The organism is Enterobacter sp. SCRI0065 (assembly GCF_059766475.1).
The window spans coordinates 739921-752938 of sequence record NZ_JCBAJB010000002.1 but is presented as its reverse complement, the minus strand read 5'-3'; the positions used below and the strand labels follow the sequence as shown (position 1 = coordinate 752938).

General features: G+C 52.8%; 11 protein-coding genes. 4 read left to right on the top strand and 7 right to left on the bottom strand.

Annotated elements, in window-relative coordinates; all coding sequences use genetic code 11:
• Positions 1 to 9: 9 nt before the first annotated feature.
• Both edd and zwf read right to left on the bottom strand, forming a co-directional pair.
• A complete protein-coding gene (gene edd, locus AC6EMZ_RS09420; protein WP_498402168.1) occupies positions 10 to 1821 on the bottom strand; it encodes a phosphogluconate dehydratase in 1812 nt (603 codons plus the stop codon).
• Positions 1822 to 2055: 234 nt separating this feature from the next.
• The gene (zwf, locus tag AC6EMZ_RS09415; RefSeq protein WP_498402167.1) at positions 2056 to 3531 is read right to left on the bottom strand and encodes a glucose-6-phosphate dehydrogenase; all 1476 of its coding nucleotides are present in this window, start codon (positions 3529 to 3531) and stop codon (positions 2056 to 2058) included.
• A 358-nt stretch (positions 3532 to 3889) separates the two neighbouring features.
• On the opposite strand from zwf, the gene AC6EMZ_RS09410 reads away from it, so the two are divergent.
• Together AC6EMZ_RS09410 and pyk are read left to right on the top strand one after the other, a co-directional pair.
• Positions 3890 to 4759, top strand: coding sequence for a MurR/RpiR family transcriptional regulator (locus AC6EMZ_RS09410; RefSeq protein ID WP_498402317.1), 870 nt, complete (start codon positions 3890 to 3892; stop codon positions 4757 to 4759).
• A 107-nt stretch (positions 4760 to 4866) separates the two neighbouring features.
• Positions 4867 to 6309: a pyruvate kinase gene (gene pyk / locus AC6EMZ_RS09405; protein ID WP_498402166.1), complete on the top strand. Its 1443-nt coding sequence runs from the start codon at positions 4867 to 4869 to the stop codon at positions 6307 to 6309.
• Between the two features lie 40 nt (positions 6310 to 6349).
• Here the strand turns inward: pyk and lpxM are convergent, their stop codons facing one another.
• From lpxM to znuA, 3 genes are all read right to left on the bottom strand, one after another.
• Positions 6350 to 7321 carry a lauroyl-Kdo(2)-lipid IV(A) myristoyltransferase gene (gene lpxM, locus AC6EMZ_RS09400; protein ID WP_498402165.1) on the bottom strand — a complete coding sequence of 324 codons (972 nt, stop codon included), beginning with the start codon at positions 7319 to 7321 and terminating at the stop codon, positions 6350 to 6352.
• 117 nt (positions 7322 to 7438) lie between these two features.
• Positions 7439 to 8758 carry a murein DD-endopeptidase MepM gene (gene mepM / locus AC6EMZ_RS09395; RefSeq protein WP_498402164.1) on the bottom strand — a complete coding sequence of 440 codons (1320 nt, stop codon included), beginning with the start codon at positions 8756 to 8758 and terminating at the stop codon, positions 7439 to 7441.
• A 15-nt stretch (positions 8759 to 8773) separates the two neighbouring features.
• Positions 8774 to 9718, bottom strand: coding sequence for a zinc ABC transporter substrate-binding protein ZnuA (znuA, locus tag AC6EMZ_RS09390; protein WP_498402163.1), 945 nt, complete (start codon positions 9716 to 9718; stop codon positions 8774 to 8776).
• A 77-nt stretch (positions 9719 to 9795) separates the two neighbouring features.
• Between znuA and znuC the strand changes: the two genes are divergently transcribed.
• Complete coding sequence (znuC, locus tag AC6EMZ_RS09385; protein ID WP_498402162.1) at positions 9796 to 10551, top strand: zinc ABC transporter ATP-binding protein ZnuC; 756 nt, start codon at positions 9796 to 9798, stop codon at positions 10549 to 10551.
• A complete protein-coding gene (gene znuB / locus AC6EMZ_RS09380; RefSeq protein ID WP_498402161.1) occupies positions 10548 to 11333 on the top strand; it encodes a zinc ABC transporter permease subunit ZnuB in 786 nt (261 codons plus the stop codon). The genes znuC and znuB overlap by 4 nt, the downstream gene beginning before the upstream one ends.
• A 37-nt stretch (positions 11334 to 11370) precedes the next feature.
• Here znuB and ruvB read toward each other — a convergent pair whose 3' ends face one another.
• Complete coding sequence (gene ruvB / locus AC6EMZ_RS09375) at positions 11371 to 12381, bottom strand: Holliday junction branch migration DNA helicase RuvB (protein ID WP_498402160.1); 1011 nt, start codon at positions 12379 to 12381, stop codon at positions 11371 to 11373.
• Between the two features lie 8 nt (positions 12382 to 12389).
• Positions 12390 to 13001 (bottom strand): Holliday junction branch migration protein RuvA, encoded by a 612-nt coding sequence (gene ruvA, locus AC6EMZ_RS09370; protein WP_498402159.1) that lies wholly within the window; start codon positions 12999 to 13001, stop codon positions 12390 to 12392.
• Positions 13002 to 13018: the final 17 nt, after the last annotated feature.

Genomic DNA, 13018 nt, shown 5'->3' with positions numbered 1-13018 from the left:
CTTGTCGTCTTAAAACGTTATACAGGTTGCGCCCTGCTCAGCACCGGAGAGTTTCTCACGCAGCGCGCTGAACATTTCGCGTCCTGTTCCCACACGCGACGCGCTGAGGTCAGGAATATGCGGCTTACGGGCTTCAAGTACGGCGTCATCCACCAGCAGGGTCAGTTCACCTGTCTGGCCATTAACACGAATGATGTCGCCATCGCGTACTTTTGCCAGCAACCCACCATCGTAGGCTTCGGGAGTGACGTGAATCGCTGAAGGCACTTTACCTGATGCACCAGAGAGACGTCCATCGGTGACCAACGCAATTTTGAAACAGCGGTCCAATAATACACCAAGTGGTGGCATAAGTTTATGTAATTCTGGCATACCGTTCGCTTTTGGCCCTTGATGACGCACCACAATCACGCAATCTTTATTCAGAAGTCCGGCTTCAAAAGCAGGTAAGACGTCATGCTGGCTCTCAAAGATAATCGCGGGCGCTTCAACGACCTGATTCTCAACCGGTACGGCAGAGGTTTTCATGACCGCGCGACCCAGGTTACCGCTCAGCACTTTGGTGCCACCGTGACGAGAAAACGGTTTTTCAAACGTCGCGACGACCTGTTCATCCAGAGGCGCCTGCGCGCCTTCACGCCAGTCGAGTTCGCCATTGTTCAGCCACGGTTCCATGGTGTAACGCTGTAAGCCAAAGCCTGCAACGGTGTTAACGTCTTCGTGCAGCAGGCCGCCTTTCAGCAGCTCACGAATGAGGACCGGTACGCCGCCCGCCGCCTGGAAGTGGTTGATATCTGCCGGGCCGTTCGGATAGAGGCGAGCCATCAGCGGTACCACGTCAGACAGGTCAGAGAAGTCATCCCAGTTAATCAGGATGCCGGCCGCGCGAGCCATTGCCACCAGATGCATGGTGTGGTTGGTTGAACCGCCGGTTGCCAGCAACGCGACAATACCATTCACGATGACTTTTTCATCAACCATTTTGCCCAGCGGCATCCACTCGTTCCCGTTGCCGGTAAGACGTGTCACCTGACGCGCTGCGGCTTCGGTCAGTGCCTGACGCAGTGGAGCATCCGGCTGAATGAAGGATGAGCCCGGCAACTGCATGCCCATAAATTCAACCACCATCTGATTGGTGTTGGCGGTGCCGTAAAATGTACAGGTGCCCGGCGCATGATAAGAAGCCGCTTCGGCCTCAAGTAAGGCAATACGATCGGCTTTTCCTTCGGCATAAAGTTGGCGAATACGCACTTTTTCTTTATTTGGTAACCCGCTCGCCATCGGGCCTGACGGCACAAAAATAGCAGGTAAGTGGCCAAAGGACAGCGCCGCCATCGCCAGGCCCGGGACAATCTTGTCGCAGACGCCCAGATATAGCGCGCCATCAAACATATTATGAGACAGGCCAACTGCGGCAGACATGGCGATCACTTCGCGACTGAGCAAAGACAGCTCCATGCCGTCCTGTCCCTGCGTCACACCATCACACATCGCCGGAACGCCGCCCGCAACCTGCCCGACTGCATTGGCGCTGTGCAGGGCTTTACGGATGATTTCTGGATAGTGTTCATAAGGCTGGTGCGCGGAGAGCATGTCGTTATAGGAGGTGATGATCGCAATATTGTTACGCAACATGCTTTTCAACGAAGCTTTATCGTCCGGCTGACAGGCCGCAAAGCCATGAGCAAGATTACCGCAGGCCAGCTGGGAACGATGTACCGTGTCGGTTTTGGCCTGTTGGATACGGGCGAGGTATGCAGAACGTGTCTTTTCCGAGCGTTCGATAATGCGCTGCGTTACCCGTAACATTACTGAATTCATAAAAGCTCCTCAAATTTATCTGTCCGTGCTCGGGGGTTTACAAGGTGATGCGCATGTATTAACAAGGCTGAAACGCTTGCAGTCCGGAGCTCAGGGGCAAAATCACTGAGGCCAGTGTAATAAAAAAAGCTCCGTGGGTGAATCCACACGGAGCTTAAATGATTAAAAATTATGCCACAATCTGTGTTAGATCATGTTACCGGTAAAATAACCCCTTAGGATTAACCGGATTTATTACTCGAACTCGTTCCAGGAGCGGCCATCACGGGTGATCATCGCTACGGATGCCACGGGTCCCCAGGTCCCTGCCTGATACGGTTTTGGCGCATCCTGATCGGCAGCCCAGGCTTCGGTGATGGAGTCGACCCATTTCCATGCCTCTTCTACTTCATCACGACGAACGAAGAGCGCCTGAATTCCGCGCATTGTTTCGAGTAGCAGACGCTCGTAAGCATCGGCAAGGTGCGTTTCGTTGAAGGTTTCTGAGTAGCTCAGATCCAGCTTCGTGGTCTGCAAGTTGTGCTTATGATCGAGACCAGGCACTTTGTTCAGAACCTGAATATCCACACCTTCATCAGGCTGCAAACGAATGGTCAGTTTGTTCTGCGGAAGTTCCTGCCAGGACTCTTTAAACAGGTTCAGCTCTGGGTTTTTGAAGTAAACCACCACTTCTGAACACTTGGTCGGCAAACGCTTACCGGTGCGCAGATAGAATGGAACACCCGCCCAACGCCAGTTGTCGATATCCACGCGAATAGCGACGAAGGTCTCAGTGTTGCTGGACTTGTTCGCGCCCTCTTCTTCCAGATAGCCAGGAACTTTTTTACCCTGAGCGAAACCGGCAGTGTACTGCCCACGCACGGTCTTCTCACGCACGTTCGAGCGATCGATACGGCGCAGCGACTTCAATACTTTCACTTTCTCATCGCGGATGTTATCAGCAGAGAGATCGGACGGTGGAGACATGGCGATCATGCAAAGGATTTGCAACAGGTGGTTCTGGATCATGTCGCGCATCTGCCCGGCCTGATCGAAGTAACCCCAGCGCCCTTCAATGCCTACTTCCTCGGCCACGGTAATTTCCACGTGATCGATAGTGCGGTTGTCCCAGTTGTTTGCGAACAGCGAGTTGGCAAAACGCAGGGCCAGCAGGTTCAGTACCGTTTCTTTACCCAGATAATGGTCGATACGGTAAACCTGGCACTCTTCAAAATACTCACCCACCTGGTCGTTGATTTCACGGGAGGTGGCAAGAGAGGTACCCAGCGGCTTTTCCATAACGACGCGTGCCGGTTTAGCGTTTAACTTCGCTTCACCCAGACCTTTGCAAATGGCACCAAAGGTGCTTGGCGGCATGGCGAAATAGTTAATTGTGACGCGTTCTTTCTGGTCCAGCATTTCACCCAGGCGATTGAAGGCGCTAACGTCGTTCACGTCCAGGTTGCAGAAATCAAGACGTCCACTTAGCGCATCCCACAGGCTTTCATCGATTTTCTCTTTCATGAAAGTCTCGATCGCTTCGCGTACGACTTTGGTGTAAGCGTCTTTATCCCAGTCAGCGCGGCCTACGCCCAGGATACGCGTATCCGGATGAAGCTGGCCTGCTTTTTCCAGTTGGTACAGGGAAGGCAGCAATTTTCGGCGTGCAAGATCGCCTTTCGCGCCGAAAATGACCAGGTCACATGCCTGGGCTGTTTGCGTTACCGCCATGTCATTCTCCTCAGTTGGATGTCCTGGTGCTTATGCCCGGATATCGTTGTAATTTTATTACAATGCACTGTACTGCTTTTACGTCATTCCCGAAACCATTAGCGCTTAGCCTCGCGTGCGATACCGCGATTTTTCGCTTATTACACGCTTCTGTAACGGCTATCACGATGAAACCGTTGAAACTTTGCTCTGCCCGGCCGTTGTCAAAACCCGACAGCGATCAAGTAATGAAAAAAAACAACAACATTTCGTGCCGTTGATTACCCTTTAGGGAAGTCGCAGGGGTATATTCTTGCTAATTCGAATCACGATTTCATCAATTTGTGAAATCGCTTCCACCCATGAGCGCCTTGTCATCATGAACATGCTGGAAAAAATCCAGTTTCAACTGGAACACCTTAGCAAATCCGAGCGAAAAGTGGCTGAAGTAATTCTCGCTTCCCCTGCTCAGGCTATTCATTCAAGCATCGCGACGCTCGCGCAAGTGTCGGGCGTCAGTGAACCCACCGTTAACCGATTCTGCCGTAGCCTTGAGACCCGGGGATTCCCCGATTTCAAACTTCATCTCGCGCAAAGCCTGGCAAACGGCACGCCCTATGTAAATCGCAATGTTGACGAAGATGACAGCGTAGAAGCCTACACCGGAAAAATCTTTGAATCGGCGATGGCGACCCTCGACCACGTTCGTCAGTCGCTGGACAAAGCCGCGGTGAACCGCGCCGTGGATTTACTCACGCAGGCAAAAAAGATCGCCTTTTTCGGTCTTGGGTCCTCGGCGGCCGTAGCCCATGACGCGATGAATAAATTTTTCCGTTTTAACGTTCCCGTCATCTATTCCGATGACATTGTGTTACAACGCATGAGCTGTATGAATTGTAACGAGGACGATGTGGTTGTGCTTATCTCTCATACGGGACGCACGAAAAGCCTGGTGGAGCTGGCACAGCTGGCGCGTGAGAACGATGCCATGGTTATCGCACTCACCACCGCAGATACGCCGCTGGCACGCGAGGCGACCCTGGCCATCACGCTTGATGTGCCGGAAGATACCGACATGTATATGCCAATGGTGTCGCGAATTGCGCAATTAACGGTCATTGACGTGTTGGCAACCGGCTTTACCCTCCGTCGCGGGGCAAAATTCAGAGATAACTTGAAGCGGGTCAAAGAAGCGCTCAAGGAATCGCGTTTTGATAAAGAACTGCTCTTTAAGGGCGATGCACCCTAATTTTTTATAACAAGGTTGTTACTTTTTTCGGTATTCGGTAAGTTTCTACACAGCACCGAATCAATGTTCACGCAACACCAAAGTTGTATCAGTCAACGGAGTATTACATGTCCAGAAGGCTTCGCAGAACCAAGATCGTTACTACCTTAGGCCCGGCTACAGATCGCGATAATAACCTTGAGAAAATTATCGCAGCAGGTGCCAACGTGGTACGCATGAACTTCTCTCACGGAACCCCAGAAGATCACAAATTACGTGCAGATAAGGTCCGCGAGATCGCGGCAAAATTGGGACGTCACGTCGCCATCCTGGGTGACCTGCAAGGTCCGAAGATCCGCGTATCGACGTTTAAAGAAGGCAAAGTTTTCCTTAACATCGGCGATAAATTCCTCCTCGACGCTAACCTGGGTAAAGGTGAAGGCGATAAAGAGAAAGTGGGTATCGACTATAAAGGTTTGCCTGCTGACGTAGTACCAGGCGACATCCTGCTGCTTGATGATGGTCGCGTACAGCTCAAAGTGCTGGAAGTTCAGGGCATGAAAGTGTTCACCGAAGTGACCGTTGGTGGCCCGCTCTCGAACAACAAAGGCATCAATAAACTGGGTGGTGGTTTATCCGCAGAAGCCCTGACCGAGAAAGACAAAGCCGACATTATTACCGCCGCACAGATTGGCGTCGATTACCTGGCCGTCTCCTTCCCTCGTTGCGGTGAAGATTTGAACTACGCCCGCCGTCTGGCGCGTGATGCTGGCTGCGATGCAAAAATTGTTGCCAAAGTCGAACGTGCAGAAGCGGTTTGTAGCCAGGATGCAATGGATGACGTGATTCTGGCCTCTGACGTGGTGATGGTTGCTCGTGGCGATCTGGGCGTTGAAATCGGCGATCCGGAACTGGTCGGCATCCAAAAAGCGCTGATCCGTCGTGCGCGCCAGCTTAACCGCTCGGTGATCACCGCGACCCAGATGATGGAGTCGATGATTACTAACCCAATGCCAACCCGTGCAGAAGTCATGGACGTGGCAAACGCCGTGCTGGACGGTACCGATGCGGTGATGCTGTCAGCAGAAACCGCAGCAGGTCAGTATCCGGCAGAAACCGTGGCCGCGATGGCGCGTGTCTGTTTGGGTGCTGAAAAAATCCCAAGCATCAACGTGTCTAAGCACCGTCTGGACATTCAGTTCGATAATGTGGAAGAAGCCATTTCCATGTCCGCAATGTATGCGGCGAACCATCTGAAAGGCGTAACGGCGATCATCACCATGACCGAATCCGGGCGTACTGCGCTGATGACCTCACGTATCAGCTCCGGCTTGCCTATCTTCGCCATGTCTCGTCATGAGCGTACGCTGAACCTGACTACGCTGTATCGCGGCGTAACGCCAGTGTACTTCGACAGCACCAACGATGGCGTTGCGGCAGCCAACGATGCCGTTAACCTCCTGCGTGACAAAGGTTATCTGGTCTCGGGTGACATCGTCATTGTGACCCAGGGTGATGTAATGAGCATGATTGGCTCCACTAATACCACCCGCGTGATGACCGTCGAGTAATTTCGGTTATGCATTAAAAAACCCCGTTACCGGGGTTTTTTTATTTCTTCGGGAACAGTTCTTTTCGCTTGTACGGCTCTATCTCACCCGGCTTACGCGTTTTGAGCAGTTTAAGTATCCAGGTATATTGTTCCAGATTCGGCCCAACCAGAATCTCCACTTCTTCGTTCATGCGACGCGCGATGGTGTTGTCATCAGCGGTAAGGAGATCGTCCATCGGTGGACGTACTTCGATGGTCAGACGATGCGTTTTCCCATCATAAATGGGAAATAGCGGCACTACACGTGCGTCACATACTTTCATCAAACGACCAATCGCGGGTAGCGTTGCTTTGTAGGTTGCGAAGAAATCGACGAACTCACTGTGCTCCGCGCCGTGGTCCTGATCGGGCAGATAGTAACCCCAGTAACCCTGACGAATTGATTTAATGAATGGCTTGATGCCGTCGTTGCGCGCGTGCAACCGGCCACCAAAACGACGACGAACGGTATTCCACACGTAATCAAAAATTTTATTGCCCTGATTATGGAACATCGCCGCCATTTTCTGGCCCTGCGACGCCATGAGCATGGCCGGAATATCCACGCCCCAACCATGCGGCACGAGAAAAATCACCTTCTCGTCATTGCGACGCATCTCCTCGATTATCTCCTGCCCTTTCCAGTCGATACGATTGAGGACTTTTTCAGGGCCGCGTAATGCCAGCTCGCCCATCATTGCCATCGCTTGCGGTGCGGTTGTAAACATCGCATCGATAATCGCCTCACGTTCCGCTTCACTTTTTTCAGGGAAGCAGTAAAGGATATTAATTTGCGCCCGGCGACGCGCGCTTTTGCCCAGACGCCCGGCAATAAGACCTATTTTGCCCAGGACAGGATCGCGTACTGATGCGGGAAGTAAAGCAACACCCGCAAAGGCGTAAACACCCATCCATGCTCCCCAGTGGCGCGGATGGCGAAACGATTTCTCAAACTCAGGAAGGTATTCAATATTGTTTTTTTTGGTTTCCATGCGGGTTCCAGGGTCTGGTGATGCACAAAATAATAATGAGTTAGTGTAGCGAGGTAGGCTGCAACGCACAAAAGAAAAAGCCGGCACACTGATGTACCGGCTTTATAAAACGAAGAACTAATCGAAGCGCAGCTGCGGCATCACTTCTTTAACCTGAGCCAGGTAATCACTGCGATCTTTGCCGGTCAGCCCTTCAGTACGCGGCAGTTTCGCCGTTAACGGATTGACGGCCTGCTGGTTGATCCACACTTCATAGTGCAGATGCGGGCCAGTGGAGCGTCCGGTATTGCCGGAAAGCGCAATGCGATCGCCGCGTTTCACTTTCTGACCCGGTTTCACCAGCAGCTTACGCAAGTGCATATAGCGAGTGGTATAGGTGCGACCGTGGCGCACGGCCACATAATAGCCTGCTGCACCGCTGCGTTTTGCCATCACCACTTCACCATCACCAACCGACAGCACTGGCGTACCTTGTGGCATCGCGAAGTCAACTCCACGATGCGGCGCAACACGCCCGGTTACCGGGTTCAGACGACGCGGGTTAAAGTTGGATGAAATACGGAACTGTTTGGCCGTCGGGAATCGCAGGAACCCTTTAGCAAGCCCGGTACCGTTGCGATCGTAGAACTTACCGTCTTCGGCACGGATTGCGTAGTAATCCTTGCCTTCAGAACGCAGGCGGACACCCATTAGCTGACTCTGTTCACGTTTGCCGTCCAGCATTTCCCGGGACATGAGAATGGAGAATTCATCGCCTTTTTTCAGTTTGCGGAAGTCCATCTGCCACTGCATCGCCTTGATAACCGAACTGATTTCACCGCTGGTCAGGCCGACATCACGGGCGCTGGCGACAAAGCTTCCGCCAACTGTGCCTTTCAGCACGTTGTTCACCCAGTCGCCCTGCTGCATTTCGCTGGTCATCTTGAAACCGTTTCCAGCACGATCGTAGGTGCGGGTTTCACGACGAGAAACTTCCCAGGTCAGGCGCTGTAGGTCGCCATCGTTAGTGAGTGTCCAGGAAAGCTGCTGACCAATTTTCAGGTTGCGAAGCTCTTTGTCCGAGGCGGCAAGCTGGGTGATATCACCCATCTCGATACCATACTGATTCAGAACGCTGCTTAGCGTATCGCCGGTAGAAACAACATACTCATGGATACCCGCTTCATTCGCGGTTTTATCGTCCAACTCATCCTGAGGAATCGCTTCGTCTTCCTGCGCCGCCTGATCGATAGGCTCACTGGCTTCAGGCAGTAACGAACGAATTTCATTCTTCTCCAGCTCGATGGTTTTAACGATAGGGGCTGAATGCGGGTGGTACACATAGGGCCGCCAGACGGCGACCGCTAAAGTGAGAACTGTAAGGGACCCCAGCATAACGCGGTGGGGTCGAGGCAGATTATTAAATGCCAGGGCGACAGAGCGGGCTATCTGTTGCACGTGTTCACTTCCTCGTTAATCTCCTTTCAGGCAGCTTGAATACTGGTTCGCCAATTGGCTGAGAAACTGCGAATAGCTCGCCTTGCTCAACTGAATATTGGTTCCAAGCGGGTCCAGGGTTCCCATGCGCACGGAAGTTCCCCTGGCCACGGCTTCAACGACCGCTGGCCTGAACTGTGGCTCAGCAAAAACGCATGTCGCTTTTTGCTCAACCAACTGTGTTCTAATTGCATGTAAACGCTGCGCACCAGGCTGAATTTCAGGGTTAACAGTAAAGTGACCCAGCGGGGTCAGACCGTAGTGTTTTTCATAGTAGCCATAGGCGTCATGAAAAACGAAATACCCTTTTCCTTTCAGTGGCGCGAGCTCGTTACCCACCTGCTTATCGGTTGCGGCTAATTGTGCCTCAAAATCTTTCAGGTTGGCGTCTAGTTTGGCTCGACTTTGCGGCATAAGTTCCACTAATTTGTTATGGATTGCAACCGCTGAGAGCCGCGCTATCTCTGGGGAGAGCCAAAGATGCATGTTGTACTCGCCGTGATGGTGATGGTCGTCACCTTTTTCGCCGTCAGCATGTGCATCACCCTGATCGTGGTCGTCATCCTCGGTGCCTTTCATCAGCAGCGGTTTCACACCGGCGAGTTCTGCAATCGTGACCCGCTTTTTCTCAGGTATCTGTTTTGCCGACTTCTGCATGAAGGCTTCCATCTCGGGGCCAATCCAGACAACTAAGTCCGCGTTTTGTAAGCGTTTTACATCGGATGGACGCAAAGAATAATCATGCTCAGAAGCACCGTCTGGCAGTAAAACCTCGGTTTCCGTCACGCCATCTGCAATTGCTGATGCGATGAAGCCCAGCGGTTTAAGCGAAGCGACAACGGCAGCGTTAACATCTTGTGCTGCCGAGCCCCAAAGGGCAGCGGATAATGCTGCGAAAAGAAGCGTATTTTTATGTAACATAATGCAACTTATTATCGTAATGAATGCGTGGAATGTGATATTATAACATCCGATAACTTCTGCAAGCTTAAATTGACATGACGACTTTGGTTTCTCTTGAAAATATCTCCGTTTCCTTTGGTCAGCGCCGCGTCCTCTCTGATGTGTCGCTAGAACTAAAACCCGGCAAAATTTTAACGTTGCTCGGCCCTAATGGGGCGGGTAAATCAACGCTGGTGCGCGTGGTTCTCGGTCTGGTAGCACCTGATGAAGGTGTTATCAAGCGCGATACTGCGCTACGTATTGGCTATGTACCGCAAAAGCTGCATCTCGACGCGACGCTGCCACTCACCGTGAGCCGCTTTCTCCGACTGCGCCCTCATACGCGCAAAGACGATGTTCTTCCGGCACTGAAACGCGTTCAGGCAGGTCATCTTGTTGATGCGCCGCTGCAAAAACTATCCGGTGGCGAAACCCAGCGCGTATTGCTGGCACGCGCATTACTGAGTCAGCCTCAGCTACTGGTGCTTGATGAGCCGACACAGGGTGTGGATGTTAACGGGCAAGTTGCGCTTTATGACTTAATCGATCAGCTTCGTCGGGAGCTGGATTGCGCCGTGCTGATGGTTTCGCATGATTTACATCTGGTGATGGCGAAGACCGATGAAGTGCTGTGCCTTAATCATCACATCTGCTGTTCCGGTACGCCGGAAGTGGTGTCGATGCACCCGGAATTTATCTCCATGTTTGGCTCTCGCGGGGCTGAACAGCTTGGTATTTATCGCCACAACCATAATCATCGCCATGATTTACAGGGACGGATTGTCCTGCGTCGGGGAAATGGACACTCATGATTGAATTGTTACTGCCTGGTTGGTTTGCCGGGGTCATGCTCGCCTGTGCAGCGGGCCCGCTGGGTTCTTTTGTGGTCTGGCGCAGAATGTCTTACTTCGGTGATACGCTGGCCCACGCTTCTCTGTTAGGGGTGGCGTTTGGCCTGCTGCTGAATGTAAACCCGTTTTATGCCGTTATTGCTGTGACGTTAATGCTCGCCGCCGGGCTGGTGTGGCTCGAAAAACGCCCTCACCTCGCGATTGATACCTTGCTTGGTATCATGGCGCACAGCGCGCTGTCACTGGGGCTGGTCGTCGTGAGTTTAATGTCAAACGTTCGCGTTGACCTGATGGCTTATCTGTTTGGCGACTTGCTGGCCGTTACGCCGGAAGATCTCATCTCCATTGCTATCGGCGTGGTCATCGTACTGGGCATCTTACTGTGGCAATGGCGTAACCTGCTCGCCATGACCGTCAGCGAAGATTTGGCCTTTGTTGATGGCGTTAAGCTACAACGCGTCAAACTGCTCCTGATGCTGGTGACGGCATTAACCATTGGTGTTGCGATGAAATTCGTCGGTGCCTTAATTATTACCTCTTTGCTGATTATTCCGGCAGCGACGGCGCGTCGTTTTGCCCGAACGCCCGAGCAGATGGCAGGTGTTGCGGTGATTATTGGTATGCTTGCGGTAACGGGCGGCTTAACCTTCTCGGCGTTTTACGATACACCGGCTGGTCCGTCAGTCGTGCTGTGCGCGGCGGTGATGTTTATCTTCAGTATGATGAAAAAGCCGGCCAGTTAGGTTGATGACCCTCTCCTGCGGGAGAGGGTTGTGCAGTTTAAGGCATGGCAGGCGGCGTGATACCGAAGTGGTTCCAGGCACGTACTGTTGCCATACGTCCACGGGGGGTGCGCTGCAAAAAGCCCTGCTGAATAAGATACGGCTCCAGCACATCCTCAATGGTTTCGCGCTCTTCACCAATCGCTGCCGCCAGGTTATCTAACCCCACCGGGCCACCAAAGAACTTATCCAGAATCGCGAGCAGCAGTTTGCGGTCCATGTAGTCAAAGCCTTCGGCATCCACATTAAGCATATCCAGCGCCTGCGCCGCTACATCCAGCGAAATCGTGCCATCGTGCTTCACTTCAGCAAAATCTCGCACACGACGCAGCAGACGGTTTGCAATACGCGGCGTACCGCGAGAGCGCTTAGCCACTTCATATGCGCCATCGTCGCTGAGCTCCAGCCCCATAAAACGCGCGCTGCGCCCGACGATATACTGCAGATCGGCCACCTGATAGAACTCAAGACGCTGCACGATACCGAAACGGTCACGGAGCGGCGAGGTCAAGGAGCCGGCACGCGTTGTCGCACCAATTAGGGTAAAGGGCGGGAGGTCGATTTTGATAGAGCGCGCCGCCGGGCCTTCGCCAATCATGATATCCAGTTGATAGTCTTCCATCGCTGGATAGAGCACTTCTTCGACCACAGGCGACAGACGGTGAATCTCATCAATAAACAGGACGTCATGAGGCTCAAGGTTAGTCAGCATTGCCGCCAAATCGCCGGCTTTCTCCAGCACCGGGCCTGAGGTCGTACGCAAGTTGACGCCCATCTCGTTGGCAACGATGTTAGCCAGCGTGGTTTTACCCAGACCTGGCGGGCCAAAAATCAGCAGATGATCGAGCGCTTCTCCGCGAAGTTTCGCCGCCTGGATAAAGATCTCCATTTGCGAACGAACCTGCGGCTGGCCGATGTACTCCTCCAGAAGCTTAGGGCGAATCGCGCGATCCACCACATCTTCCGGCGGGTTGCTGACTGCCGATATCAGGCGGTCTGCTTCAATCATCCTTTACCTCACAATGCAGCGCGTAGCGCTTCACGAATCAGAGTTTCACTGTTAGCGTCTGGCCTGCCGATTTTACTCACCATACGGCTGGCTTCCTGAGGCTTATAGCCCAGTGCCACCAGCGCAGCAACCGCTTCTTGCTCAGCATCATCACTGACCGGGCCACTCGGCGAGGTCAGGACCAGATCGGCTGCTGGCGTAAACAGGTCGCCATGTAAACCTTTAAAGCGGTCTTTCATTTCGACAATCAGACGTTCGGCGGTCTTTTTACCAATACCAGGCAGCTTAATCAGCGCGGCGGGATCTTCACGCTCAACGGCATTCACAAACTGTTGTGCAGACATACCGGATAAAATGGCCAGTGCCAGCTTCGGCCCAACGCCATTAGTTTTAATAAGCTCGCGGAACAGCATACGTTCCTGCTTATTGTTAAACCCGTAGAGCAGCTGCGCATCTTCCCGCACCACAAACTGGGTGAAAACAATCGTCTCTTTGCCCGCATCCGGAAGCTCATAGAAACAGGTCATCGGCATAAGGACTTCATACCCCACGCCTCCGGCTTCAAGCAGGACTAACGGGGGTTGTTTTTCAAGGATGATGCCTCTGAGTCTGCCTATCACATGACGCTCCTGCGTTT

What these genes read in the sequence shown, in the direction of transcription:
- edd (WP_498402168.1), bottom strand. Translation starts at nt 1,821, where the DNA reads ATGAATTCAGTAATGTTACGGGTAACGCAGCGCATTATCGAACGCTCG.
- zwf (WP_498402167.1), bottom strand. Translation starts at nt 3,531, where the DNA reads ATGGCGGTAACGCAAACAGCCCAGGCATGTGACCTGGTCATTTTCGGC.
- AC6EMZ_RS09410 (WP_498402317.1), top strand. Translation starts at nt 3,890, where the DNA reads ATGAACATGCTGGAAAAAATCCAGTTTCAACTGGAACACCTTAGCAAA.
- pyk (WP_498402166.1), top strand. Translation starts at nt 4,867, where the DNA reads ATGTCCAGAAGGCTTCGCAGAACCAAGATCGTTACTACCTTAGGCCCG.
- lpxM (WP_498402165.1), bottom strand. Translation starts at nt 7,321, where the DNA reads ATGGAAACCAAAAAAAACAATATTGAATACCTTCCTGAGTTTGAGAAA.
- znuA (WP_498402163.1), bottom strand. Translation starts at nt 9,718, where the DNA reads ATGTTACATAAAAATACGCTTCTTTTCGCAGCATTATCCGCTGCCCTT.
- znuC (WP_498402162.1), top strand. Translation starts at nt 9,796, where the DNA reads ATGACGACTTTGGTTTCTCTTGAAAATATCTCCGTTTCCTTTGGTCAG.
- znuB (WP_498402161.1), top strand. Translation starts at nt 10,548, where the DNA reads ATGATTGAATTGTTACTGCCTGGTTGGTTTGCCGGGGTCATGCTCGCC.
- ruvB (WP_498402160.1), bottom strand. Translation starts at nt 12,381, where the DNA reads ATGATTGAAGCAGACCGCCTGATATCGGCAGTCAGCAACCCGCCGGAA.